This window comes from Naasia sp. SYSU D00057 (assembly GCF_017916505.1).
GTDB lineage: Bacteria > Actinomycetota > Actinomycetes > Actinomycetales > Microbacteriaceae > Naasia.
The window spans coordinates 139,422-163,529 of record NZ_JAFMSZ010000003.1; the positions used below are offsets into that span (position 1 = coordinate 139,422).

Sequence of the window (24,108 nt, forward strand, 5' to 3'; positions counted from 1 at the left end):
TAGGAAGGCCTCTTCCATGCATCCCCACGTCTCACAACTCACACTCGAAGAGAAGGCAGGACTACTGTCCGGCGGCTCCTTCTGGAAGACCCGCGCCGTAGACCGACTGGGCATCCCCTCCATGGTGCTGACCGATGGACCGCACGGCGTGCGCTATCAGCGGGAGGACAGCGACCATCTCGGCCTGTTCGACAGCGAACCCGCCACCAGCTTCCCGACGGCTTCGGCAACGGGATCTTCATGGGATCCCGAACTCGTCGAGGAGATGGGCCGAGCTCTTGGCGCTGAAAGCAGGGCCATCGGTGTCAACATCCTTCTCGGGCCGGGCGTCAACATGAAGCGCTCACCCCTGTGCGGACGGAACTTCGAGTACTTCGGCGAGGATCCGCTACTGGCCGGCGTGCTCGGCTCCGCGTGGGTAAGGGGCATCCAGTCCCAGGGAGTCGGCGCCTCGGTCAAGCACTACGCGGCAAACAACCAGGAGACCGACCGCATGCGGGTAAGCGCTGAGGTCGATGAGCGGACCTTGCGGGAGATCTACCTTCCCGCTTTCGAACGAATTGTTTGTGAGACACAGCCGGCGACGATCATGTGTTCTTACAACAAGGTGAACGGCGTCTACGCGTCACAGAACCGTTGGCTTTTGAGCGACACGCTGCGCGGGGACTGGGGCTTCGAGGGCTACGTCGTCTCGGACTGGGGGGCCGTTGTGGATCCGGTCGCGGCAGTGGCGGCCGGTCTCGATCTGGCGATGCCCGGCGCGGGAGAGAGTGTCCCAGAATCCATCGTGGAAGCGGTGCGTTCCGGAAACCTCGATGAGGCCAGCGTCGACACGGCGGTGTCGAACATACTCACCGTGCATGATCGTCTCCTCGCCGATCGCCCTGCGGTCACCCCCGATCACGCGGCGAACCACGCCTTGGCTCGGCGAATCGCAACCGAGAGTTCGGTGCTGCTGACCAACGAAGGCAGCATCCTCCCCCTGGAAGCAGGTCAAGGCGGAAACATCGCGGTTATCGGAGAGTTCGCACGGACTCCGCGATATCAGGGCGCGGGAAGTTCACACATCAAGCCCACTCGCCTGGACGACGCATTGAGCGCTATCAGGGCAATGAGCGACCGCGAGATCGGCTTCGCAGCGGGGTTCAGCTTCGACGGAGCTGACGACTCGACGCTTCGCGCGGAAGCCGTGGAGCTAGCCTCACGCTCTGAGGTCGTGGTCTTGTTCCTCGGTCTGTCCGACGCCGAAGAATCCGAGGGTTTCGACCGCAAGAATCTGTTGCTGCCGGAGACGCAACGCCTGCTCGTCGCGGACGTGGTCGCGGCGAACCCGAACGTCATCGTCGTGCTGAGCAATGGCGGCGTGGTCACCCTTGACGGGATCGCCGGCGTCGTTCCGGCAGTCCTCGAGATGTGGCTCGGAGGCCAAGCTTCCGGTTCAGCAGCGGCTGAGATCCTGTTTGGTGCTGCAGAGCCAGGCGGGCGTCTCGCGGAAACCATCCCGCTTGCTCTGTCACACAACCCCGCGCATGTCAATTGGCCGGGGTCGGACGGGATCGTTCGGTACGGCGAGGGGGTATACATCGGCTACCGCTGGTACGACGCGACCGACCGTGAGGTGGCGTTCCCGTTCGGGTACGGACTCAGCTACACCCGCTTCGAGTACTCCGACCTCGCCGTCAGGGTGGCCGACCGTACGGTCGCACAGGCGACGGTGCAGGTGACAATCGAGAACACTGGGGCACGCGCCGGCTCCGACGTTGTTCAGGTGTATGTCGGAGACGTTGAATCCACTGTCGATCGCCCCGCTCGCGAGCTTAAGGGCTTCGTCAAGGTGCACCTGGAGCCTGGAGAACGACGCACGGTGACCATCGACCTCGATGACCGCGCCTTCGCGTTCTGGCGTCAGGGATCCTGGGTGGTCGAACCCGGAGCCTTCACGATAGAGGTCGGGTCCCACTCGAGGAGTCTCCCGCTGCGCGAAGTGATCGAACTGGAGGTGCCCACACCTGTGATCGTTCCGGACAGGGATTCGACGGTTGCAGAGTGGGCTGATCACCCTTCCGGCATGAAGGCACTCCGCGAGGTGCTCAGCCACTTCGGCCCCGCGGCGGAGGCCATGGTGGGGGAGGAAACGTTGCAGATGGTCGGTTCGATGCCTCTGCGGACGATGCTGACCTTCGCAGCACAGGCGGCTCCGGAAACTGTTGACCTCGATGAGATCATCGAATCCCTCCTGTCAGAGGTACAGCAAGCCGGGCCGGTTCCCGCATAATGCCCCTCCCGAAGGACTTCCTCTGGGGGGCGGCCACTTCAGCCCATCAGGTAGAGGGCGGGAATTGGACGAGTGACTGGTGGCGGATCGAACGCACCTCCGGTGCCCCGCTGGAACCGAGCGGCGACGCGGTGGATCACTATCACCGCTACCCCGAGGACATGCAGCTGCTGGCAGATGCGGGCCTCAACGCGTACCGGTTCAGCATCGAGTGGGCTCGGATTGAGCCGGAGAAGGGCGAGTACTCGCGCGCCCAACTCCAGCACTACCGAAGGATGATTGACACCGCTCGCGAGGCGGGTCTCGAGCCCGTCGTAACTCTGCACCACTTCTCGAATCCGGCGTGGTTCGCCGCCGAGAGCGGATGGACCACCCCAGGCGGGGTGGACCATTTCGCCATGTATGTCGAGACCGTGTCGTCGATTCTCGACGGAGCGGGTTGGGTTGCGACGATCAACGAGCCCAACATCCTCTCCCTCATGGAAGCTATGCGGCAGGCGAGCTCCTCCGGAGCGGTAGCGTCTAGATTAACCGCTGCTCAAATGCCAATCCCGGATGAGGAGACGGGACTAGTGCTGGTCGAAGCGCATCGACGTGCTGTAGAAATCCTCCGAGCGAACACGTCGGCGAGGGTCGGCTGGACGGTCGCGCAGCAAGCATTCGTTCCAGGGCCCGGCAGCGAGGAGACCTTTCCTCGCATCTCGTGGCTCTGGGAGGACCTATACCTTCAAGCGTCGCGAGGCGACGACTTCGTGGGTACTCAGTCCTACACAAGCCAGACAATCGACTCCAACGGCGTGGTACCTCATCCCGACAGTCCTGACAACACCCTGAACGGATGGGCCTACCGCCCTGACGCGCTAGGCATTGCGTTGCGTCATGCTCATGAGGTCACAGAAGGGGTCCCCCTCCTCGTGACCGAGAACGGGATAGCGACCGCCGACGACGAACGTCGAATTGCCTACACAAGCGCGGCACTGGAGCACCTAACCGCAGCCGTTGAGGACGGCATTGACGTGCGGGGCTACCTCCACTGGTCCGCCCTCGACAACTTCGAGTGGGGAGACTGGGCGCCGACCTTCGGGCTGATTGCCGTAGATCGCGACACGTTCGCGCGGCACCCGAAACCGAGCTTGGCGTGGCTCGGCTCGGTGGCTCAGAACAACGGGGTGATCTGATACTGCTTGATTCGAGACGAACCGGAGGCGGCGAGGCACGTGATCCGTGCGGTTCGATTCAACGAGCGGCGCAGAGGTTTGAATGTGTGCCTTCCCCCGAGTAACCAGGGCTTCCATTGGCTCATGGACGAATTGTGCGCGAACGACTCGATCAACGTTTCGCGTTCATAACCACTTGGGCCGAGCCATGGCCGACCGCACCCGTTCACGCATCCTGCTTCGCCTCCTCGAGGGGCCCGCCTACCCGGCCGTCCTTGCCGAGGAGCTCGGTGCGACGCGGCAGAACGTCTCCAATCACCTGGCGTGCCTGCGCGACTGCGGGATCGTGGTGGTGCAGCACGAGGGGCGGCAGACCCGCTACGAGATCGCCGATTCGCACCTCACGGCGGCACTGAACTCGCTGCTCTCCGTAGACGACTCCACCCCGTGCCTCGATCCCGTCTGTCCGATCCCCGGCTGTTGCGAGGCGCGCGAGTGACCGCGCTGGAAACAGCGGAGACGGCACGGCTGACTCACCGCGGGCTGCGCCTCGCCCAGTTTCACCCTCGCCCACAACGTCGCTAAGGGGATCGTCTCAGGGGAGGCTCGGGAGGGCGATCTGCTCGAGGATGATGAGGATGATCGCGACGAGGAGGTGAAGTGATGGACACCTGCTGCGACGGAAGCTGCTGCACCGGAGCATGCGCCGACGGCTGCACCTGCTGCTGACCGGACGGGGTCATGCCTCGGCCTCCCCACGGACGGTCTATATTGACATTCATCGATGCAGGCGGCCATACTCGCCGCATCGACATACTTCGATGCGGCGGCCGGCGGACGCCGCAGATCAGGACCGCAACGTGACCCTCCTCGACCTCACCGTCCCTCGGCCCCGCTCGTCGCGACTGGACGGCCTGCCCATCGCCATCATCGGTGCCGGTCCCATCGGACTCGCCGCCGCCGCCGAACTGCTGGAGCGGGGCCTCGACTTCGCGATCTACGAGGCGGGGGAGAAGGCCGGAGACGCCGTCGCGTCCTGGGGGCACATCCGCCTGTTCTCGCCGTGGCGGCAACTCGTCGACCCGGCGGCCCGCCGCCTGCTGGTCGCCGCCGGATGGAGGGAGCCGGCCCCCGAGGCGCTCCCGACCGGAGCGGATCTCGTATCGGAGTACCTGGCGCCCCTCGCCGCGCTTCCCGAGATCGCGTCGCGCCTCGTGACCGGCGCGGCGGTGGTCGGTGTCAGCCGGGAGGGGATGGACCGCACGCGCTCCACGGGGCGAGCCGCGACTCCTTTCCTGCTGCGGCTGAGCACCGCCGACGGCGTCGAGGAGGTGACCGCGCGCGCCGTGATCGACGCATCCGGCACCTACCGGACCCCGAACAGCCTCGGATCGAGCGGCCTGGACCCGCTCGGTATCGAGGACGTGAGGGACCGGATCACGAGCGCGATGCCCGATGTGCACGGCGCCGAGCGGCAGCGCTTCGCGGGTCGCCGCGTGGCGGTGGTCGGCGCCGGCCACTCCGCCGCAGGCACCCTCCTGAACCTGGCCGCGCTCGCCGAGGAGGAGCCGGGCACCGAGGTCGTCTGGGTCATCCGCAACGCGAGCGCCGTGCGGATTCGCACCTCCGCGGATGACGAGCTCCAGGTCCGTGCCTCCCTCGGCTCTCGGCTCGATGCACTCGTCGAGCGCGGAGCGATCAAGCGCGTCGACGGCTTCGAGATCGTCCGCCTCGGGAAAACCGCGGACGGTCGCGTGGAGGTCGTGGGGCGCCGGGGGAACGGACTCGAGCGGATCGAGGTGGACGTCGTGGTGAACGCGACCGGTTTCCGCCCGGACCTCGACATGCTCCGCGAGGTGCGGCTGGAGCTCGACGAGATAGTCGAGGCGCCGAAGCGGCTCGCACCGCTCATCGATCCGAACGTGCACACCTGCGGGACGGTGGAGCCGCACGGCTTCGCGGAGCTCCAGCAGCCGGAGCCGGACTTCTTCCTCGCCGGGATGAAGAGCTACGGACGCGCCCCGACCTTCCTGCTCGCCACGGGCTACGAGCAGGTGCGCTCGATCGTCGCCTGGCTCGCCGGCGACGCCGCCGCCGCACGCGATGTTCGACTCACGCTGCCCGCCACCGGAGTCTGCTCCACGAATCCGAGCGGCGGCTCGTCCTGCTGTTGACGCCCGTCCGGCGTCGGCCCGACCCTCGTAGACTCGCGGCCATGCCGGACGGACAGGAGGTCGGTGTCGTCGACCGGAGCGCCGCGGAGCGAACCGCTCGCACCGCCCGCGCTCTGACGGACCCGACTCGGATGCAGATCCTCAGCCTCATCGTCAGCAGCCCTGACGGGCGGGCGCTCGTCGGACAGCTCGCCGACCGGCTCCTTCTCCGTCAGCCCACCGTCAGCCACCATGTCCGCGTCATGGTGGACGAGGGCGTCCTCGACCGCCATAAGGAGGGGCGGGTGGTGTGGTACTCGGTCCGCCCGGATCGCCTGCCGCAGGTCCTCGATCTCCTGCACGGTGCCGCACCGGCTGGCAATGACGAGTCCGTGCTGGATCGCATCGCCGACGACCTCGCCCTCCGCTTCGAGGGGGTGTTCTCTCCGGAGACGGTGAGCCGGTACGTGCGGGAGAGCTACGAACTGCTGGCGTCCGAGGCGGGGATCACGAAGTACCTGCCGTCGCTGACGGGCAGGTTCGCCGCCGAGCGGCTGCGCGCCCTCGCTCGTGCAGAGCGCGACGAGGATGCCGGGGTGCCGGAGGTCCTGTTCGTGTGCGTGCAGAACGCCGGACGATCCCAGATCGCGTCCGCGATCCTTCGGTTCCTCGCCGGGGACGGGGTGGAGGTGCGCACCGCAGGCTCGGCCCCGGCAGCTGATGTCAATCCCACGATCGTCCGGGTCCTCGACGAGATCGGCGTGCCCCTGGCGGGCGAGTTCCCGAAGCCCCTCACGGACGAGGTGGTCCGCGCGTCGGACTACGTCATCACCATGGGGTGCGGGGACGCCTGCCCCGTGTACCCCGGCAAGACCTACCTCGACTGGGACCTGCCCGACCCGGTCGGCAAGGGCATCGACGAGGTGCGCCTGATCCGCGATGACATCTCCATACGGGTGCGCGCCCTTCTCGCCGAGATGGGCTTCCCGTCCCGGGTGAACGCACGGTGAATCTCCGGCGGAGACCCTTCCTTCATCCATAGACAGACGTCTATGCTTTTGGGAGCATCGAAGGAGAGACCCTCATGAGCGACAAGCCCACCGTCCTGTTCGTCTGTGTCCACAACGCGGGCCGATCCCAGATGGCCGCCGGGTACATGGAGGCGCTGTCCGAGGGACGCGTCCAAGTGCTGTCCGCCGGATCCGCGCCGAAGAACCAGATCAACCCCGTCGCCGTGCAGGCCATGGCGGAGGAGGGGATCGACATCGCGAACAACGTGCCGAAGATCCTCACTTCCGAGGCGGTGAAGGAATCCGATGTCGTGATCACCATGGGCTGTGGTGACACCTGCCCCTACTTCCCGGGCAAGCGCTACGAGGACTGGGAGCTCGTCGACCCGGCCGGCAAGGACATCACGGTCGTGCGCGAGGTGCGGAACGACATCAAGCGCCGCATCGAGCAGCTCCTGTCCGAGATCCTGCCCGTCACCGCCTGATCGACGAGTTCCGAATCGGCCCTGCTTCGGCTCGGCTCGCATCACCGTGTGACTCTTTGCACCGGAAGTGCAGTATGGTGCACTGATGCACGACAGCACCGCCGTTCTCGCCGCGTCGATCGGCGCGCGCGTCCGCCAGGAGCGCCAAGCACGACATTGGACTCTCGATCAGCTCGCGGATGCCGCGGACGTCAGCCGCCGCATGGTGGTGAACATCGAGCAGGGCGCGACCAACCCCAGTGTCGGGACGCTGTTGAAGATCAGTGACGCGCTGGGCGTCGGGCTGCCGGCACTCGTCTCGCCCCCTCAGCCCAAGCCGGTGCGCGTGACCCGGCGCGGGGAAGGGGCCGTGCTCTGGAGCGGCGACGCGGGGGGCCGCGGTGTGCTGGTGGCCGGCACCGACGTGCCCGATGTGCTCGAGCTGTGGGAGTGGACGCTCGGCGTCCGCGACGAGCACACGACCGAGGCGCACGCCGCCGGCACCCGGGAGGTGCTGCAGGTCCAGGAGGGCGTGATCCGGATGGAGGTGGCCGGTCAGTCGGTCGTCCTGGAGCCGGGCGACGCCATCGCGTTCCCGGGCGACGTCCCGCACTCCTACGTCAACGCCGGAGAGCGAAAAGCGCGCTTCACGGTCGCCGTGTCGGAGCCCGGCTTCGGGTCGCGATCCCGATCGGAGCCGGCCGATGCGTGACACCGATCAGCTGCAGCGATTCCTGGATCAGGCCTTCGTCGAGCCTGCCGTGTTCGACCTCCGCCCCGACTACAGAGCGCTGCTCCTCGCCGCCGATGGGCTTCGTCCGGGCCCGAGCGACGCGGCCGGCGACGACGCCCTGACGGCCGCCGAGACCGCGGCACGCGAAGCTCTGCGGGACACGCCCGTCGAGGACCTGCCGCACGTCGCCGCCTGGCGCGATGCCTACCGGGCCTTCGGCGCGAAGCCGCAGCGCACGCGCAACAGCCTCGAGGCGCTTCTGCGGCGCGCATCCGGCGGCCTACCCCGGGTGAACCGGCTCACCGACCTCTACAACGCGGTCTCCGTGTTGCACCTGGTTCCGCTCGGAGGCGAGGATCTCGACCGGTATGCGGGTGCGCCCCGTCTGATCCGCGCGGTCGGCGACGAGCAGTTCGACACCGTGGCGGATGGCAGCGCGATCGTCGAGCATCCGGAGCCGGGCGAGGTCGTGTGGTGTGACGACGACGGTGTCACCTGCCGGCGGTGGAACTGGCGGCAGGGGCGCCGGACCGCGCTCGCCGACTCGACCACGTCGGCGCTGTTCATCCTCGACGCCCTCCATCCGATGCCGGACGACGCCCTTGCGGCCGCCGGCGACGAGCTGTCCGAAGCCCTGACGCGTCTCGGACCCGAGGTGCGGGTCGCCCGCCGCCTGATCGGCGGCCCGGCCTTGAACGGAGGGCGCTGACATGCTGATCCACCCCTGGGACGCTGCGCTCGAGCCCGCCGAGTGGCGGAAGTGGCTCGAGTCCACCGACCGCTTCGGGCTGCTCGTCGTGAACAACACGGACCAGGCTGCGGCTCCGCTCGTGGTCCCCAGCCACTTCACGGTCGCGGGCGACGACGAGCTGCTGCTGCACCTCGCCCGGCCCAACCCGGTGTGGCCGCACCTGGAGGCGGCGGCCGAGGTGCGCGTCGCGGTCGTCGGCGACTACGTCTACATCCCCGCCTACTGGCGCGCGAAGGACGGCTCGCCCGAGGAGGAGGGCGTGCCCACCAGCTACTACGCCGCGGTGCAGTTCGTCTGCCGCCCGAGCATCGTCGACGACCCGGAGGACAAGGCGGCCCTGCTCGCCGCGCAGCTCAGCGACCTCCAGCCGGAGGGGCGGCACGCCGAGGTCGCCCCTGGCGCCGGCCCCTACGGGCGCATGCTGCCCGGAATCCGAGGGGTGCGCCTGGCCGTCCTGCGTGTCGAGGCGAAGTTCAAGTACGACGACGCCAAGCCCGTCGAGCACCGGGAGCGGGTGATCCGGCGGCTCGAAGAGCGCGGGCACGGGTTGGACGCCGCCGCCGCGGCGCAGCAGCGGCGGCGCCTCGGGGCGATCGGCGAGTGGCGGAGCCGGGGAGGGGAGCGATGACCGCGCGCGGCCGGTCGGCCGTTCCCGCCCCCTGGGCGCTCGCCGTCGGGGCGATGCTCTCGGTCCAGCTCGGCTCGGCGCTCTCGGTGGGGCTCATCGAGGAAGTCGGCCCGGCGGGGACCGCCTGGCTGCGGCTCACCGCCGGCGCGCTGCTGTTCCTGGCGATCGCCCGGCCGCCGCTGCGGTCGATCCGCCGTGCCGACGTGCCCGCCATCCTCGGCCTCGGCGTGGCGACCGGGCTCATGACGCTCTCGTTCCTGGCCGCGCTCGAGCGCATCCCGCTCGGCACCGCCGTCGCCATCGAGTTCCTCGGGCCTCTCACGGTGGCCGCGGTGCGCAGTCACCGCGCCCGGGCGCTCGCCTGGCCCGCACTGGCGCTGATCGGGGTCGTGCTGCTCACGGAGCCCTGGCACGGCGAGGTGGACCCGCTCGGCGTCGGGTTCGCGGCGTTCGGCGCCGTGGGCTGGGGCGCCTACATCCTGCTCACCCAGCACGTCGGCGACCGCTTCACCGGCATCCGGTCGCTGTCGCTGACGATCCCCATCGCCGCGGCGGTGGCCGCGGTGGTCGGCGTCCCGCAAGCCGCCGGCTCCCTCACCTGGGGGATCGCGGCGGCGGCGCTGGGGCTCGCCGTCCTGCTCCCCGTGCTGCCCTTCGCGCTCGAGATGCTCGCCCTGCGCCACTTGACGCCGACCGCGTTCGGCACGCTGATGGCTCTCGAGCCGGCCTTCGGCGTGGTGCTCGGGCTGCTCGTGCTGCATCAGACGCCGACCCTTCCGCAGGTCGGGGGCATCGTGCTGGTCGTGTTCGCCGGTGCGGCCGCACAGCGCGGCGGCCGGCGTGCAGCGGCGACGGCGTCCGCCGCCGAGATCGCAGCAGCGGAGGCTCCGCGCTAGGGCGTCCTCGTCCAAACTCGATCGAAGGCTGCATTCTCGATCCGCCCGCGCCGGTGCAGCGGAAGCGGGAAGCGCCGCTAGGCGGACGCGCCCTCCGCCTCGCCGGCTCCGATCGGTCGGCCGCGAGGTGACTCCGTCGCCGGCTCCGACTTCGGCGAACGCTGCCGGCGGCCGTCGAGTGACGTCACCGCGACCGCCACCAGGGTGAGGGCGATGCCGATCAGGGCGGAGGTCTGCACCCCCGCTGTCGGCACGACGAGCTCGAGGATCAGGGCGCCGATCAGCTGTCCGGCCACCGTGCCGAGACCGAGGAGCAGCACGCCCAGCCGGTGGACGAGGACCGCTCCGATGGCCACACCGATGGGGCCGATGACGCCGCCGAGGAACAGCCACGGCTCGCTCGGGAGGGAGAAGCGGGTGAAGTCGCCGGGCGCGCTGGCGACGAGAAGCGTCACGATCACCAGGAGGCCGACGAGGTGGTTGAGCATTCCCGCGGTGGCGACGCTGCGCGAGGCGGACTGGACGCGGCCCGTCGCACCCGACGCCGCCGCCAGTCCGAGGCCCGCGACGAACGCCATGGCGATGAGCCCCAGGTCGATCGTCGAGTCGTCGCCCGCGACGGCGCCCCAGCTGACCGCGGCGATCGCGAGCACGGAGCCGAGGACGCGGTACAGGGTGGGGGAGCGGCGCTCGCCGCCGGCGATGCCGATCCAGTCGAAGACGAGTCCGCCGACCACCTGCCCGGCCACCACCGCCATGCCGAACATGGCGAGACCCAGCACGCCGGCGGCGGTCCCCTGGGTGACGACGAAGAACATGCCGGCCAGTCCGCCGAGAAGGGCCCACCAGGGCAGCGTCCGGGTCCGCACCGCGGTCGCGACGCTGCGGAATCCGCGTCGCGCAGGCCGGGAGACGATCACGATCACGAGGAGGATCAGGGTGCCGGTGATGACCGTCACCCATGCCGCGCTGTAGACGTCGGACCGCTCGGCCAGGTCGGCGCTCACCCGGGCCTGGATCGATATCAGGCAGCCGAGCGCCACCGCGACCAGCAGCTGCAGCCACCGGGGCACCGCCCGCCGCTTCGGCTCGTTCGTCTCGGCGTCTCCGCGATCCACGTCATCCCCTTCGACTCGCCCGGAACCGGTCACGCTACCGAGGCGGCTCCGTCGGCGTCCGGGGGTTTACATAGGGCAACTATTGAGGCACGGGGGCGTTCGGCTGTGCATTGTCCGAGGCCCCGACGAGGAATGCCGGCGGAGGCATACGGTGGGAGCGGCGGAAGGGAGCACCCATGGCGTCGACGAGGAGCGCGGGTCTGATCCGAGCGGCGGGCGTCGGGGTGCTGTGCGGGATCGCCGGCGTCGCCGCGATGACGGCAGGCGAGAAGCTCGAGCAGGCGATCACCTCGCGGCCGAACTCGTCGACGCCCGCGCGCACGCTGCTCGCCCTGCTCGGCCGACGACCGGGCGACGGCCCGCAGCCGGCGGTGTGGAACCATGCGATGCACTGGGGAACGGGAGCCCTGCTCGGTGCGCTGCGCGGCATCTGGGCCGCGACGGGCATCCGCGGCCCCATCGCGTCGGCCACCCACACGGTCGTTCGGCTCGCGTTCGACCAGACGCTCGAGAACGCGACAGGAGTCGGCGCTCCGCCGCCCACCTGGCCGAAGGGCGAGCAGGCGGTCGACCTCGGGCACAAGGCGGTCTACTCCTTCGTCACCGGCGCTGTCGCCGACCTCCTGATCGCGCCGGCGCTCGAGTCGCGGCGCGGCCGCACCTCGCACTGACCCCGGTCCTCCACCGATCGCGACCGGCCGCCTTCCCGCTCGGACGGTAGAGTCGGGCGACGTGAGCCGCGGCGGAAGCGAGCGGCCGGCGCGGATCCGGCCGGCCTTCCTTCCCGGCATCCTCGGCGCCGCGGTCGCATTCGCCGGAACGGGCCTTCTCGGGTCGGATGCCTATCTCGTGATCCGATTCGCGGTCAGCATCCTCGCGCTCATCATGGCGGTGTACGCCGTGCAGGGCCGGCGCTTCCTGTGGGTGCTCCCGCTCGCCGCGCTCGCCGTCGTGTGGAATCCGGTGATCCCGTTCGACTTCGAGGGACCGCCCTGGCTGTTCGCTCACGTCGCAGCTGCCGCAGTGTTCCTGATCGTCGGCCTCCTGCTCACGGTGCCCGATCCCGACCCGGATCGGCGGCGGCGCTGAACGGGCCGTCCCGTCGCGCCGGTGTCCGCGCGTCTGCGGCCGTCGGTGCCGCAGCGGCCGCTGCCCTGCTCATCACGGCCTGCACGACGACGAGCAGCGAGGCCGGGCTCAGCATTCCGACCGCCGACCTGCTGCCCGCCTCCGACGTGCAGGAGAGCGTCGCCGGGACGGTGCTCGTGGCGGACGACGGCTGCTTCCACCTGGACACGGAGGCGGGCCGACGATTCGTCGTCTGGCCGGTCGGCACGCAGCAGGACGGAGCGCTCGTGCGCCTGCCGGACGGGCGCGAACTCGGGCAGGGCGACCCGGTCTCGGGACGCGGCTGGCAGCTCGAGGCTGCGGAGGCGATCGCCGCGGCCGATGGGCCGGACGGCTACCTCGCCACGGTGATCGGCTTCTGCGCCGACGACGGGGAACCCCTGGCCGTGCTCGCGGAGGCGGCGCCGGTCTAGTCGCTGCCGGTGGCGGGCAGCGCCTCGCCGAGCAGCAGAGCCGGCAGATCCTCGGGGTCGTCCGCGATCGCGATGCTCCCCGTGCTCTCGATCTCGGAGCCGTAGCCCCAGTCGACGAAGATCGTGGGCACATGATTGGCGGTGGCGCCCTCGACGTCGTGGAACCGGTCGCCCACCATCACCGGGCGCGACAGGTCCACGCCGAGCGCGCGCAGGTTGTCGAGCACGTAGGCGATGACGTCGGCCTTCTCGCTGCGCACCTCGTCCTCGGAGGCGCCGCCGATGAAGGTGAACAGGTCGGCCAGGCCGTAGTGCTCGAGCATGCGGCGCGCCTGCAGCTCCGGCTTCGAGGTCGCGAGCGCGAGGGGCAGCCGTGCGTCGTGCAGGGTGTGCAGAGCCTCCCGGATGCCCGGGAAGACGCTGCTGTCGAAGGCGCCCCGGTCGTGGTATCGCCGCCGGTAGAGGGCGAGCGCGCGGTGGCTCTCCTCCTCGTTGAGCCCGAGCGCCGCGAATCCGTCCATGATCGGCGGACCGACGAACTCGACGAGCTGCGAGGGGGTGGGCACGGGCTTCCCCATCGCCTCCAGAGTGTGCGACAGGGTCGAGGTGATGCCCGCGGCGGAGTCCGCGATCGTGCCGTCCAGGTCGAACAGCACGCAGCTCCAGCCCGTGTCCATGCGTCCCAGACTACGTCGGCCGCCTCTGCCGCCTCTGCCGCCCGTTCGCGGGGGAGACGTCAGATGCCCTGAGCGCCGCCGCGAGCCGGGCTGGCCGGCGGCAGCTGGTCGTCGTCGCCCGCGTCCCGCTCGGCGGCGTTCGACAGCTCGCCCTCGGCGGTGCCGTCCGATTCGCCGAGCTGGTCGCCCGCGAGGCCGTTGGTCTGATCGAAGGGCTCGCCGACGGCGTCGTCGCGGCCCGTGCCGGAAGTGCTCATGGGCGCACGCTACGCCGAACGGCCGGACCCCGCTACGGGTCGACGGTCGTCAGAAAAGGCGGGCGTGGGCGTCGTCCATGCCGCGCATGGCGTCGTAGTCGAGCACGAGGCAGCGGATGCCGCGGTCCTGGGCCAGCGTGCGGGCCTGCGGCTTGATCTCCTGGGCGGCGAAGATCCCCGTCACGGGCGCGAGGTGCGGATCCCGATTCATCAGCTCGAGGTAGCGAGTGAGCTGCTCGACGCCGTCGATCTCGCCCCGGCGCTTGATCTCGACCGCCACCGCCTTGCCCTCGGAGTCGCGCGCGAGGATGTCGACCGGGCCGATCGCGGTCATGTACTCGCGGCGGACGAGGGTGTGCCCGTCGCCGAGGAGCCCGATCTGCTCGGCGAGCAGCTTCTGCAGGTCCGCCTCTACGCCGTCCTTCACGAGGCCGGGGTCGACGCCCAGCTCGTGGCTCGTGTCCGAGAGCACCTCGTGCAGCGAGACGACGAGCATGTCGCTCGTCTTCGCGTGCGTCACGGTCCACTGCTCCACGACGCCCGCTGCGCGCAGGTCCTCGTCCGGCTCGGTGACGACGAGCGAGCAGGGCGGGCTCATCCAGTTGAGCGGCTTGTACGAGCCGCCGTCGGAGTGCACGAGCACCGAGCCGTCGGCCTTCACCATGAGCACGCGGGTGGCGAGCGGGAGGTGGGCGCTGAGGCGGCCCGCGTAGTCGACGGAGCAGCGGGCGACGACGAGACGCATCCGTCGAGCCTAACCGCGGCTCGCCGGCACCTCGGGCTCGCCGCGCAGCGCGGGCCGCGGCTCGCGTGCGGCGCTCGACGCTGCGCCCGCGAGGGCCACGAGGGCGAGCACCACGGTGAGCGCCCACAGGAGGCCGATCTGGTCCGCGAGGAAGCCGATCAGCGGCGGACCGGCGAGGAAGGCGACGTAGCCGATGGTGGCCACGGCGCTCACCCGCGCGGCGGCGCGGGCCGGGTCGTCCGCCGCGGCGGACATGCCGACCGGGAAGCCGAGCGCGGCGCCGAGACCCCACAGCACGGCACCCACCACGGCGAGGACGGGCGTCGAGCCGAAGATGATGAAGCCGAGGCCGAGCGCCGCCAGCAGGGCGGAGACGCGGAGCACCGGAACCCGGCCGAAGCGGTCGAGCACCGCGCCGCCGAGGACCCGGCCGGTCGTCATCGCGGTGAGGAACACGGCGAGCACGAGCGCCCCGGTCGCGTTGTCGAGCCCGTGCCCGTCGACCATGGCGAGCGGCAGCCAGTCGTTGGCCGATCCCTCCGCGAACGCCATGCCGAGCACGACCAGACCGATGAGGAGGGTGCGCGGCTCCGCCCAGGCGCTCAGCCGGGAGCGCCATCCGCGCGGAGCCTCCTCGCCCGGCGACGCCGGCACGTCGTGCTCCTCGTCCTGGTAGAAGCGCACGGCGACGATCACGGCCGCGAGGATCGCGACGGTGACGACCGAGACGTGCACGAGGATCGGCACGCCCCACGCCTCGGCGAGGGCGCCGATGCCCACACCGACGACCGTCCCACCGCTGAAGAGCGCGTGGAAGAGCGGCATGATCGTCCGGCCCAGGGCGCGCTCGTTCGAGGCGCCGGCGACGTTCATGCCGACGTCGCAGAGGCCGTTGCCGAAGCCGAACACGACGAGCCCGAGGAATGCGACGAGAGGGCTGCCGACGGCGGAGCCGACCGCCGCGAGCGGCAGGCCCAGCACACCGATCCCCAGCGCGAGGAGCACGGTGCGCGCCGTGCCGACATGCGCGATGACGTGACTCGAGATGGTCAGGCCCACCATCGAGCCGACCGCGATGCCGAACAGCACGAAGCCGAGCGTCGTCGTGCTCACCGCCAGCTCGTCGCGCACCGCGGGCACGCGCGACATCCAGGTCGCCACCGCGAGACCCGACAGGGCGAAGGTGACGAGGACGGCGTTGCGCCAGGCGGTGATCTGCGACCGGGTCAGAGCGGGGGAGGACACCCGTCAACGCTACGGGAGGTCCCCCGCGGCGAAAGCTCCTTCAACCGGGCGACGATTCTGCAACGGCGTGCGGTTGCGGAACGGTCGTTCTGTTGCACGGCGTGGTGGTCAGCGGTGCGGGACGTCGCCCAGCCAGCGGGTGCCGCGCACCCGGAGCCCGAGGGTCAGCGCGCGCGGCCCCAGCATCCCGACCGCGAACGCCGCCCACAGCGCCGCCGTGGCGGCGGCGCCCTCGGGGCGCAGCAGCAGGACCGGGGCCAGCACCAGCCCGTAGCCGGCCAGGTTGGCGAGCCCCGCGACGGCCAGGTAGCGGTTGTCGCCCATCCCGATGAGGACCCCGTCGAGCACGAACACGTAGCCGGCCAGCGGCAGCGCGGCCGCCAGGATGAGCAGCGCGATCGGCAGCGCCTCGAGCACCGCCGGGTCGGTCGTGAACGCGTACCCGGCGACGCCCGCGAGTGCGGCGGTGGGCAGCGCGAGCACGACTCCGGAGAGCACGCCGAGCAGCGCGACGCGACCGGCGATCGCCCGGATGCGCGCGCTGTCGCCACGCCCGCGGGCGTGGCCGAGCATCGCCTGCGCCGCGATCGCCAGCGCGTCGAGGGCGAGCGCCAGCGCGAAGAAGACGGTGAGCGCGACCTGCGCCGTCGCGAGGGCGGCGAGGCCGAGCCCCGCCGCCGCGACGGTCGTCAGCACGAGCGAGGCCCGAAGGGTCACGGTCCGGAGCAGCAGCCAGCCGCCCGACCGCGCGACCTGGCCGAGCGCCACCGGTGACGGGCTGAGGCGGGCGCCGGTCGCCCGCGCCGAGCGCACCGCGAGAACGGCGTAGACGGCGGCCATCGCGTACTGGGCGATCACGGTGCCGAGCGCGGACCCGGCCACGCCGAGGCCGGCCGGGTAGATGAGGATCGCGTTCAGCACGGCATTGACCGCGAACCCGGCCCCGGCGACGACGAGGGTGGTGCGGGTGTCCTGCAGGCCGCGCAGCAGTCCGGTGCCCGCGATGACGACGAGCATCGCGGGAAGCCCGGCGAGGGAGACGAGCAGGTAGGCGGTGCCCAGCTCGGCGACCGCGCCGCCGACACCGAACGCCGCCACAGCGGGTCCGGCGAGCGGGACCGCCGCGAGCGCGAGCACCACCCCGATGGCGAGGGCCAGCCACATGCCGTCGATGCCGGCCGCCACGGCTCCGGCTCTGTCGCCCTCCCCGAGGCGCCGAGCGACGAGCGGGGTGGTCGCATAGGCGAGGAACACGAGGAGGCCCACCACGGTCTGCAGCACCGTGGACGCCACCCCGACACCCGCGAGGGACTCGGCGCCGAGGTGCCCGACCAGCGCGGTGTCGGTGAGCAGGAACAGCGGCTCCGCGACCAGCGCCCCGAGCGCGGGCACCGCGAGCCGCGCGATGTCGCGATCGAGGGGAGAGGGGCGCAGCCCGCGGAGAAGACCCGGCACGGAAAGCCGACCCTAGCCTCTCCGGTGCCGCCGGGGAGCCGCCGCCTAGGCTGGGGAGCCATGAGCGACAACGCCACCGCCACCGCCTCCGAAGGGACGCTGTCGGCGTCCGGGATCGCCCTCGACGAGCTGGACCCGGCCGTCCGCCCGCAGGACGACCTGTACCGGCACGTCAACGGGCGCTGGATCGAGCGGACCGAGATCCCCTCCGACCGCGCGCGCTACGGCTCCTTCTACCTGCTGGCGGAGGAGGCCGAGAAGGCGGTCCGCGACATCATCACCGAGGCGCAGTCGGCTCCGGAGGGCACCGAGGAGCGCAAGCTCGGCGACCTCTACACGAGCTTCCTCGACGAGGAGCGCGTCGAGCAGCTCGGGGCGTCGCCCCTCGCGGAGGTCCTCGCCTCGGCGGACGCGATCGACTCCATCCCGTCCTTCCTCGCCACCGTCGGCCGACTCGAGCGCACGGGAGCGCCCGGCTTCCTGCAGCTGTTCGTCGACAACGACCCCGGCAACCCGGAGCGGTACCTCGTGTTCGCCGAGCAGGGCGGACTCGGCCTCCCCGACGAGAGCTACTACCGCGAGGAGAAGTTCGCCGAGATCCGCACCGCCTACCTCGGACACGTCGAGCGCCTGCTCGCCCTCGCCGGCTTCGAGGACGCGGCCGACCGGGCGCGGGCGGCAGTCGACCTGGAGACGGCGCTCGCCGCGTCGCACTGGGACAACGTCCGGACGAGGGACAGCCAGGCCACGTACAACCTGCGCACGTGGGCCGACACGGCGGCGCTGGCGGCCTCCGCCTCGGGGGCCGATCTCACGCCGTGGCGTGAGGCGCTCGGCGCGCCCGAGGACGTGTTCGCGGAGCTCGTGGTCCGCGAGCCGAGCTTCCTCGAGGGCCTCGGCGCGCTCCTCGTCGAGGACAGGCTCGACGCGTGGCGCAGCTGGCTGACCTGGCAGCTCGTCCACCAGGCCGCCCCGTACCTGTCCTCCGGGTTCGTGGAGGAGAACTTCGACTTCTACGGCCGCACCCTCACCGGCACGCCGGAGCTGCGGGCGCGGTGGAAGCGCGGCGTCTCGCTCGTCGAGGGAGCCCTCGGCGAGGCGGTCGGCAAGGTGTACGTCGAGCGGCACTTCCCGCCCGCCGCGAAGGAGGCGATGGACGAGCTCGTCGCGAACCTCGTCGAGGCCTACCGGCAGTCGATCTCGTCGCTCGACTGGATGAGCGAGGAGACCCGGCAGCGCGCGCTGCAGAAGCTCGAGAAGTTCACCCCCAAGATCGGCTACCCGGTCAAGTGGCGCGACTACTCCGCGCTCGCGATCGACGCGGGCGACCTGCTCGGCAACGTCCGGCGGGCGGCGGAGTTCGAGTTCAACCGCGAGCTCGGGAAGATCGGCAAGCCGCTCGACCGCGACGAGTGGTTCATGACCCCGCAGACGGTCAACGCGTACTACAACCCCGGGTTCAACGAGATCGTCTTCCCGGCCGCCATCCTGCAGTTCCCGTTCTTCACCGCGGACCGCGACCCGGCCGCGAACTACGGGGCGATCGGCGCCGTCATCGGCCACGAGATCGGCCACGGCTTCGACGACCAGGGGTCGCGCTTCGACGGCGACGGCCGGCTCACCGACTGGTGGACCGCGGAGGACCGCGCCGCGTTCGAGCAGCGCACCGCGTCCCTCATCGCCCAGTACGACGCCCTCGCACCGGCCCAGACGCCGGACGCGCACGTCAACGGCGCCCTCACCATCGGCGAGAACATCGGCGACCTCGGCGGACTCGGCATCGCCTGGAAGGCCTACCTCCTCTCCCTCGGCGGGGAGGAGCCGCCCGTGATCGACGGACTCACCGGCGCGGAGCGCTTCTTCCTGTCCTGGGCGCAGTCCTGGCAGCTGAAGGCGCGCGACGAGGAGGTGCGCCGTCTGCTCACCATCGATCCCCACTCGCCGAGCGAGTTCCGCTGCAACCAGATCGTGCGCAACCTCGACCCGTTCTACGAGACGTTCGGGGTCACCGAGACGGATGCCCTGTGGCTGCCCCCGGCGGAGCGCGTCACGATCTGGTGATCCCCGGGAGCACGCGGCGCGGCGGGCGACGGCAGGCGACCGGCCGTCACCGCGGCTTCGACGCCGCCGAGAACTTCGTGGCGAGCTTCGCCGCGCTCGCCGACGCCGCACTCGGCGGCGCCCGGGTGTCGGCCCGCGCCGTCGACCTGCGGACGGGACGCGTCCTGCTCTCCGTCGACGACACCGTCGTGCTGCCGACGGCCAGCATGGGAAAGGTCCTGCTGCTGCTCGAGGTGTCGGCCCGGCTCTCGGAGGGGAGCGAGTCGCGGTACGAGATCCTCGACAAGCTGCCCGAGGACGAGGTGGCCGACTCGGGGCTGTGGCAGCACCTGTCCGCGCCGTCGTTTCCACTCGCCGACCTCGCGGTGCTCGTCGCCTCGACGAGCGACAACCTCGCGACCAACGCTCTGCTGCGGCGGATCGGTCTCGATTCCGTGCGGATGCGCGCCGACTCGATCGGCATCGCGAAGACCGCGCTCCTCGACCGGGTGCGCGACCGCCGCGGCCCGGACGACGCACCGCAGCTGTCCGTGGGCTCCGCCGACGAGCTGGCGTGGCTGTTCGCCGGGCTGGCCCGCGGCGAGGTGGTGGACGCGAGCACGAGCTACCGCGTCGCCGACTGGCTCGCGCTCGGCACGGACCTGTCGATGGTCGCCAGCGCATTCGGCCTCGACCCGCTCGCGCACACGCGGTCCGACCACAGCATCGCCCTGTTCAACAAGACCGGCACCGACGCCGGCGTCCGCGCCGAGGCGGGGGTGCTGCGCGGTCCGCGCGCGGGGGTCGCCTACTCGGTGATCATCGGCTTCGAGGACCGCCGCCTCGCCGACCGCCTCGAGGTGCTGGGCGCGATGCGCACCGTGGGCCTCGACATCCTCGAGTACGTGCACTGAGGGGGAGGTCCTCCGGTGGTTGAGGAGCGCGCCGCAGGCGCGCGTCTCGAAACCACCAGTCGGAGGGGAGTCCGTGTGTGGTCTTCGAGGCTCGCTGCGCTCGCACCTCGACCACCGGAGGGGTCCACGGAAGGGGTCAGCCGGCGGCCTCGTCCTGCGCCGCGTCCTCCTCGTCGAGGGTGGCGCCCAGCGCGAACAGGGTGTTGAAGGCGTCGACCGCGCGCTCGCCCTGCCCCATCCGCGCCAGCTCCTTGGCGCGCTGGCTCGGCTGGTGCACGAGCACGCTGACCAGGTGGCGCAGGGCGCGCTCCGTGGTGCCGTCGGCGGCGCCGCGGGCGTTCAGACGCGCGAGCTCCTGCTCGAGGATGCCGAACACGTGCGTGCGGAAGGCCACGACCGCAGAGGTGACCTGATGCTCGCCGCTCTCGGCGGTGAACTGGGCCGCGGCACGGCCGACGAGGTCGCGCGCGTCCTCCGGCGCGTTCAGCTCGCTGAGCGGGGCGTGCAGGCGCACCGTCTCGAGGTCGAGCAGCTCGATGCCGGTCAGCTCGCCGACCCGGGGGTCGACGTTGCGCGGCAGGCCGAGGTCGATGACGAAGACGGGCGAGGTCGCCGTGCGTGCGGCGACGAGCTCCGGGGTCAGGACGTAGCTCCCGGCACCGCTGCACGTGACGACGACGGTGGCGCGCTCGAGGGCCGCCGCCAGGTCGGTGATGGGGCGGACTCCCTCTCGGGTGGCGAACTTCGACGCGCGTCCCGAGGGGGAGTAGACGCCGACCTCGGTGACGCCGCGGTCGCGCAGGGCGGCGAGGCTCGCGCCCGCGTAGGCGCCGGTGCCGACGAGGAGCACATCCTGGTCGCGCCAGTCGGCGATGCGCGAGGAGGCGAGGTCGAGGGCGAGGCGCACGATCGAGCGCCCGGCACCGCCGAGGCCGGTGCGGTTCTGCACCTCGCGGGAGGCGGTGGAGGCCCGCTGGAACAGGCGCTCCAGCTGAGGGGACGTGGTGCCGCGGGCGCGCGCCGCCTCGAGGGCGCGGCGCACCTGTCCGGAGATCTCGCCCTCTCCGACCACGACGGACTCGAGTCCGCTGGAGACGGCGAAGAGGTGTTCGGCGACGGCCGACTCGGAATGGACGACGACCGCTCGGCGCAGCTCCTCGACGTCGACGCCGGTGAGCTCGGACACGCGGGTCAGGGCGTTCCGGCTCTCGTCCGCGCGCGCCGTGCCGTCCACGTCGAGGTAGGCCTCGAAGCGGTTGCACGTCGCCAGGACGACGGCGCCGTCGACGCTGTCGCCCGCCCGGACGAGTCCCTCGCCGAGGTCGGCTGCGCCGACCGAGAGCCGCTCCAGGAGGTCGAAGGCCGCGGTGCGATGACTCGCGGACAGACACAGGAGCACCCCGGAATTGTAGGCCTTCTCGCTGGGGAGTCCGCCCAGGGAGCATGCAGCCGCATGAAGTCCGCCCGAGCTTCGGCCCCTGGCTCGCGTGGAACACTGGACGCGTGCCACTCCCGTCCAGTCATCCCCTCGTCGACGGGCGCACCTCCGGGTCGCCGATCGTCCGCGCCTACCGGGGAGAGCGCCAGGCGACCCCGCCGATCTGGTTCATGCGCCAGGCGGGGCGCTCCCTCCCCGAGTACCGCGCGGTCCGGGAGGGCATCCCGATGCTGGAGTCCTGCCTGCGCCCCGAGCTGGCGAGCGAGATCACGCTGCAGCCGGTGCGCCGGCACGGCGTCGACGCGGCGGTGTTCTTCAGCGACATCGTGATCCCGCTGAAGCTCGCCGGAGTGGGCGTCGACATCGTCCCCGGTCGCGGTCCTGTGCTCGAGCAGCCAGTGCGCACCGCCGACGACGTCGCCCGGCTCCGCGAGCTGGTGCTCGAGCCCGCAGCCCTCGCGCCGGTGATCGACGCCGTCGCCCTCACGGTGGACGCACTGGGCGGCACGCCGCTCATCGGCTTCGCCGGTGCTCCCTTCACGCTCGCCGCGTACCTGGTCGAGGGCGGACCGTCGAAGGACCACCTCCGTGCGCGCACTCTCATGCACGCCGACCCGGACACCTGGCACGGCCTGCTCGAGTGGGCGGCGGACGCGTCGGGCGTCTTCCTCCGCGCCCAGCTCGAGGCGGGAGCGAGCGCCGGCCAGCTCTTCGACTCGTGGGCCGGGTCGCTGTCGCGCCAGGACTACGTGGACTCGGTCGCCTGGGCCTCCCGCCGGGTGCTCGACGCGGTGCGCGACCTCGGCGCCCCGCTCGTGCACTTCGGCGTGGGCACCGGCGAGATCCTCGGCGACCTCCGCTCGGCGGGAGCCGACGTGATCGGCGTCGACTGGCGGATCCCCCTCGACGAGGCCGCCCGGCGGACCGGCCCGGTGCCGCTGCAGGGCAACATCGACCCCGCCATGCTGGCCGCGCCGCCGCCGGTGCTCGAGCGGCACGTCCTCGACGTGATCGAGCGGGGCCGGGCCGCGCCCGCCCACGTGCTCAACCTCGGCCACGGCGTCCCGCCCGACGCCGACCCGGAGGTGCTCACGCGCCTCGTCGCCTTCGTGCACGGACTCTCCTCCTCGTGACGGACGTCCTCGTCGTCGGCGGCGGCGTCGCCGGTCTGGTCGCCGCGCGCGCGGCGGTGCTGGCCGGCTCGGATGTCGCACTCGTCGAGGCGTCCACGCGGCTCGGCGGCGCCGTCGCCGGGGAGGAGGTGGCCGGACTCCGGCTCGACACCGGCGCCGAGAGCGTGGCCGCCCGGGGAGGCGCCGCGCTCGACCTGCTCGCCGCGCTCGAGCTTCCCGTGGTCGCTCCCGCCGAGCACGGAGCGTGGCTCGAGACGGCGAACGGGGCGCACCCCCTCCCCGCCGCAGGGGTCCTCGGCATCCCCGGCTCGCCGCTCGCCGACGACGTCCGGGCGGTCATCGGCGGTCGCGCGTCGATCCGTGCATGGCTGGATCGCGTCCTGCCCCTCCTCACGGTCGGACGCGAGCAGAACCTGGGCGCGCTCGTGCGCCGGCGGATGGGCCCGGCGGTGCTCGACAGCCTCGTCGCACCGGTCGTGGCGAACGTCTACGCCGTCGATCCCGACGAGGCCGAGGTCGACTCCCTCGCCCCGGGCCTCAACGGCGCGCTCACCCGGACAGGGTCCCTCTCGGCAGCAGTGCTGCAGCTGCGCGAGTCCGCCCCGGCCGGCTCGGCGGTCAAGGGGATCGACGGCGGGATGCACGCCCTGGTCGCCGCGCTCGAGCGCGACCTGGCGCGGTTCGGTGTGGACGTCCGGACCCGGACGCCGGTCACCTCGATCCGCCGCAGCGACGACGGGTGGCGGGCGACCACCGACGAGGACGTGCTGCACGCGGACCGCATCGTGGTCGCGATCGACGGCGACGCCGCGCGCGGCCTGCTCGCGCCCCTGCTGCCGGGCCTCCTCGAGGAGTGGCCCGCGCCGCACCGCACGGTCGTCGTCACGCTCGTCGTCGACGCCCCCGCGCTCGACACCGCCCCGCGCGGCTCGGGAGTGCTCGTCGCGCCCGGCGTCGGGGGCGTCACCGCGGGCGCGCTCACGCACAGCTCCGCGAAGTGGCCCTGGCTGGCGGCGCAGCTGCCCGCCTCCCGGCACGCCCTCCGCCTCAGCTACCGCGGCCCTGCCGCTGACCTCGCGAGCGAGAGCACGGCGCTCGCCGACGCCGCTCGCCTCCTCGGCGTGCCTCGGGACGAGCTGCGAGTCGTCGGCTCGGCGGTCAGCGACTGGCGGCAGGAGAGCCAGCGTGCCCTTCTCGGCATGCGTCGCCGGATCGAGGATGTGCGCTCGGCGGTGGCCGAGCTGGCCGGCCTCGAGGTGACCGGTGCCTGGGTCGCGGGGACCGGGCTCGCCTCCGTCATCGCCGATGCGGATCGCGCGGGCCGAGCCGTCTGAGCCGACCCGTTCCCGGCGTGCCCGCGCTCGCCCGCTTCGACGCCCTCCGGCGCCCGGGAACCCCTCTATCGGGCACCCGGGGGGACCTGTCAACCCGCCCGGCGGCCTTCGGACATGTGCCGCTAATCTGAGGGAACTCGTCTG

General features: G+C 71.5%; 24 protein-coding genes. 17 read left to right on the plus strand and 7 right to left on the minus strand.

Translation table 11 applies throughout. From position 1 onward, the window contains the following. Nucleotides 1-16: 16 nt before the first annotated feature. The 10 genes from J3P36_RS11165 to J3P36_RS11210 all read left to right on the plus strand — a co-directional run bounded on the left by J3P36_RS11165 (nucleotide 17) and on the right by J3P36_RS11210 (nucleotide 10,067). Nucleotides 17-2,275 (plus strand): glycoside hydrolase family 3 C-terminal domain-containing protein, encoded by a 2,259-nt coding sequence (locus tag J3P36_RS11165; protein WP_210508111.1) that lies wholly within the window; start codon nucleotides 17-19, stop codon nucleotides 2,273-2,275. Then, nucleotides 2,275-3,453 (plus strand): glycoside hydrolase family 1 protein, encoded by a 1,179-nt coding sequence (locus tag J3P36_RS11170; protein ID WP_210508112.1) that lies wholly within the window; start codon nucleotides 2,275-2,277, stop codon nucleotides 3,451-3,453. The genes J3P36_RS11165 and J3P36_RS11170 overlap by 1 nt, the downstream gene beginning before the upstream one ends. A gap of 187 nt (nucleotides 3,454-3,640) precedes the next feature. Further along, complete coding sequence (locus J3P36_RS11175; RefSeq protein WP_246854628.1) at nucleotides 3,641-3,931, plus strand: helix-turn-helix transcriptional regulator; 291 nt, start codon at nucleotides 3,641-3,643, stop codon at nucleotides 3,929-3,931. A gap of 361 nt (nucleotides 3,932-4,292) precedes the next feature. Further along, the gene (locus tag J3P36_RS11180; RefSeq protein ID WP_210508116.1) at nucleotides 4,293-5,606 is read left to right on the plus strand and encodes an FAD-dependent oxidoreductase; all 1,314 of its coding nucleotides are present in this window, start codon (nucleotides 4,293-4,295) and stop codon (nucleotides 5,604-5,606) included. A gap of 41 nt (nucleotides 5,607-5,647) precedes the next feature. Continuing rightward, nucleotides 5,648-6,595: a metalloregulator ArsR/SmtB family transcription factor gene (locus J3P36_RS11185; protein ID WP_210508118.1), complete on the plus strand. Its 948-nt coding sequence runs from the start codon at nucleotides 5,648-5,650 to the stop codon at nucleotides 6,593-6,595. A gap of 74 nt (nucleotides 6,596-6,669) precedes the next feature. Then, the gene (locus tag J3P36_RS11190) at nucleotides 6,670-7,080 is read left to right on the plus strand and encodes an arsenate reductase ArsC (RefSeq protein ID WP_210508120.1); all 411 of its coding nucleotides are present in this window, start codon (nucleotides 6,670-6,672) and stop codon (nucleotides 7,078-7,080) included. A gap of 85 nt (nucleotides 7,081-7,165) precedes the next feature. Then, the gene (locus J3P36_RS11195; RefSeq protein WP_210508122.1) at nucleotides 7,166-7,771 is read left to right on the plus strand and encodes a helix-turn-helix domain-containing protein; all 606 of its coding nucleotides are present in this window, start codon (nucleotides 7,166-7,168) and stop codon (nucleotides 7,769-7,771) included. Continuing rightward, a complete protein-coding gene (locus J3P36_RS11200) occupies nucleotides 7,764-8,501 on the plus strand; it encodes a B3/4 domain-containing protein (RefSeq protein WP_210508124.1) in 738 nt (245 codons plus the stop codon). Before J3P36_RS11195 ends, J3P36_RS11200 begins: the two co-directional genes overlap by 8 nt. 1 nt (nucleotide 8,502) lies before the next feature. After that, nucleotides 8,503-9,171: an FMN-binding negative transcriptional regulator gene (locus tag J3P36_RS11205; RefSeq protein WP_210508126.1), complete on the plus strand. Its 669-nt coding sequence runs from the start codon at nucleotides 8,503-8,505 to the stop codon at nucleotides 9,169-9,171. Next, complete coding sequence (locus tag J3P36_RS11210) at nucleotides 9,168-10,067, plus strand: DMT family transporter (protein ID WP_246854629.1); 900 nt, start codon at nucleotides 9,168-9,170, stop codon at nucleotides 10,065-10,067. The genes J3P36_RS11205 and J3P36_RS11210 overlap by 4 nt, the downstream gene beginning before the upstream one ends. 77 nt (nucleotides 10,068-10,144) lie before the next feature. Here J3P36_RS11210 and J3P36_RS11215 read toward each other — a convergent pair whose 3' ends face one another. Beyond that, nucleotides 10,145-11,185: a DMT family transporter gene (locus J3P36_RS11215; RefSeq protein WP_210508128.1), complete on the minus strand. Its 1,041-nt coding sequence runs from the start codon at nucleotides 11,183-11,185 to the stop codon at nucleotides 10,145-10,147. A 176-nt stretch (nucleotides 11,186-11,361) separates the two neighbouring features. Here J3P36_RS11215 and J3P36_RS11220 point away from each other — a divergent pair, with 176 nt between their 5' ends. From J3P36_RS11220 to J3P36_RS11230, 3 genes are all read left to right on the plus strand, one after another. Continuing rightward, a complete protein-coding gene (locus tag J3P36_RS11220) occupies nucleotides 11,362-11,856 on the plus strand; it encodes a hypothetical protein (protein WP_210508130.1) in 495 nt (164 codons plus the stop codon). A gap of 61 nt (nucleotides 11,857-11,917) precedes the next feature. Next, on the plus strand, nucleotides 11,918-12,274 hold the full coding sequence (locus tag J3P36_RS11225) for a DUF6804 family protein (RefSeq protein ID WP_210508132.1): 357 nt from the start codon (nucleotides 11,918-11,920) through the stop codon (nucleotides 12,272-12,274). Nucleotides 12,275-12,420: 146 nt separating this feature from the next. Continuing rightward, a complete protein-coding gene (locus J3P36_RS11230) occupies nucleotides 12,421-12,726 on the plus strand; it encodes a hypothetical protein (RefSeq protein ID WP_210508134.1) in 306 nt (101 codons plus the stop codon). On the opposite strand, the gene J3P36_RS11235 is transcribed toward J3P36_RS11230, so the two are convergent. The 5 genes from J3P36_RS11235 to J3P36_RS11255 form a co-directional block, all read right to left on the minus strand. After that, nucleotides 12,723-13,403: an HAD hydrolase-like protein gene (locus J3P36_RS11235; RefSeq protein ID WP_210508135.1), complete on the minus strand. Its 681-nt coding sequence runs from the start codon at nucleotides 13,401-13,403 to the stop codon at nucleotides 12,723-12,725. The two genes, J3P36_RS11230 and J3P36_RS11235, sit on opposite strands and share 4 nt — an antisense overlap. 59 nt (nucleotides 13,404-13,462) lie before the next feature. Beyond that, nucleotides 13,463-13,660: a hypothetical protein gene (locus J3P36_RS11240; RefSeq protein ID WP_210508136.1), complete on the minus strand. Its 198-nt coding sequence runs from the start codon at nucleotides 13,658-13,660 to the stop codon at nucleotides 13,463-13,465. Nucleotides 13,661-13,709: 49 nt separating this feature from the next. Then, complete coding sequence (gene nucS / locus J3P36_RS11245; protein WP_210508137.1) at nucleotides 13,710-14,405, minus strand: endonuclease NucS; 696 nt, start codon at nucleotides 14,403-14,405, stop codon at nucleotides 13,710-13,712. A 9-nt stretch (nucleotides 14,406-14,414) separates the two neighbouring features. Beyond that, on the minus strand, nucleotides 14,415-15,650 hold the full coding sequence (locus J3P36_RS11250; protein WP_307807058.1) for an MFS transporter: 1,236 nt from the start codon (nucleotides 15,648-15,650) through the stop codon (nucleotides 14,415-14,417). 108 nt (nucleotides 15,651-15,758) lie between these two features. After that, nucleotides 15,759-17,105, minus strand: coding sequence for an MATE family efflux transporter (locus J3P36_RS11255; protein WP_307807059.1), 1,347 nt, complete (start codon nucleotides 17,103-17,105; stop codon nucleotides 15,759-15,761). 60 nt (nucleotides 17,106-17,165) lie between these two features. On the opposite strand from J3P36_RS11255, the gene J3P36_RS11260 reads away from it, so the two are divergent. Next, complete coding sequence (locus J3P36_RS11260; RefSeq protein ID WP_210508138.1) at nucleotides 17,166-19,166, plus strand: M13 family metallopeptidase; 2,001 nt, start codon at nucleotides 17,166-17,168, stop codon at nucleotides 19,164-19,166. After that, nucleotides 19,130-20,059: a serine hydrolase gene (locus tag J3P36_RS11265; protein WP_307807060.1), complete on the plus strand. Its 930-nt coding sequence runs from the start codon at nucleotides 19,130-19,132 to the stop codon at nucleotides 20,057-20,059. The genes J3P36_RS11260 and J3P36_RS11265 overlap by 37 nt, the downstream gene beginning before the upstream one ends. 136 nt (nucleotides 20,060-20,195) lie before the next feature. On the opposite strand, the gene J3P36_RS11270 is transcribed toward J3P36_RS11265, so the two are convergent. Continuing rightward, nucleotides 20,196-21,458, minus strand: a complete 1,263-nt coding sequence (locus J3P36_RS11270) for a glutamyl-tRNA reductase (RefSeq protein WP_210508139.1) — start codon at nucleotides 21,456-21,458, stop codon at nucleotides 20,196-20,198. Between the two features lie 104 nt (nucleotides 21,459-21,562). On the opposite strand from J3P36_RS11270, the gene hemE reads away from it, so the two are divergent. Together hemE and J3P36_RS11280 are read left to right on the plus strand one after the other, a co-directional pair. Further along, on the plus strand, nucleotides 21,563-22,630 hold the full coding sequence (gene hemE / locus J3P36_RS11275; protein ID WP_307807061.1) for a uroporphyrinogen decarboxylase: 1,068 nt from the start codon (nucleotides 21,563-21,565) through the stop codon (nucleotides 22,628-22,630). Continuing rightward, nucleotides 22,627-23,964 (plus strand): FAD-dependent oxidoreductase, encoded by a 1,338-nt coding sequence (locus J3P36_RS11280; RefSeq protein WP_210508141.1) that lies wholly within the window; start codon nucleotides 22,627-22,629, stop codon nucleotides 23,962-23,964. The genes hemE and J3P36_RS11280 overlap by 4 nt, the downstream gene beginning before the upstream one ends. Nucleotides 23,965-24,108: the final 144 nt, after the last annotated feature.

Bases quoted from the DNA above. Each gene is read 5' to 3' on its own strand.
- J3P36_RS11260 (WP_210508138.1), top strand. From the start codon at position 17,166: ATGAGCGACAACGCCACCGCCACCGCCTCCGAAGGGACGCTGTCGGCG.
- J3P36_RS11170 (WP_210508112.1), top strand. From the start codon at position 2,275: ATGCCCCTCCCGAAGGACTTCCTCTGGGGGGCGGCCACTTCAGCCCAT.
- J3P36_RS11175 (WP_246854628.1), top strand. From the start codon at position 3,641: ATGGCCGACCGCACCCGTTCACGCATCCTGCTTCGCCTCCTCGAGGGG.
- J3P36_RS11235 (WP_210508135.1), bottom strand. From the start codon at position 13,403: ATGGACACGGGCTGGAGCTGCGTGCTGTTCGACCTGGACGGCACGATC.
- J3P36_RS11205 (WP_210508126.1), top strand. From the start codon at position 8,503: ATGCTGATCCACCCCTGGGACGCTGCGCTCGAGCCCGCCGAGTGGCGG.
- J3P36_RS11220 (WP_210508130.1), top strand. From the start codon at position 11,362: ATGGCGTCGACGAGGAGCGCGGGTCTGATCCGAGCGGCGGGCGTCGGG.
- J3P36_RS11240 (WP_210508136.1), bottom strand. From the start codon at position 13,660: ATGAGCACTTCCGGCACGGGCCGCGACGACGCCGTCGGCGAGCCCTTC.
- J3P36_RS11210 (WP_246854629.1), top strand. From the start codon at position 9,168: ATGACCGCGCGCGGCCGGTCGGCCGTTCCCGCCCCCTGGGCGCTCGCC.
- J3P36_RS11195 (WP_210508122.1), top strand. From the start codon at position 7,166: ATGCACGACAGCACCGCCGTTCTCGCCGCGTCGATCGGCGCGCGCGTC.
- J3P36_RS11165 (WP_210508111.1), top strand. From the start codon at position 17: ATGCATCCCCACGTCTCACAACTCACACTCGAAGAGAAGGCAGGACTA.
- J3P36_RS11185 (WP_210508118.1), top strand. From the start codon at position 5,648: ATGCCGGACGGACAGGAGGTCGGTGTCGTCGACCGGAGCGCCGCGGAG.
- nucS (WP_210508137.1), bottom strand. From the start codon at position 14,405: ATGCGTCTCGTCGTCGCCCGCTGCTCCGTCGACTACGCGGGCCGCCTC.
- J3P36_RS11200 (WP_210508124.1), top strand. From the start codon at position 7,764: ATGCGTGACACCGATCAGCTGCAGCGATTCCTGGATCAGGCCTTCGTC.
- J3P36_RS11190 (WP_210508120.1), top strand. From the start codon at position 6,670: ATGAGCGACAAGCCCACCGTCCTGTTCGTCTGTGTCCACAACGCGGGC.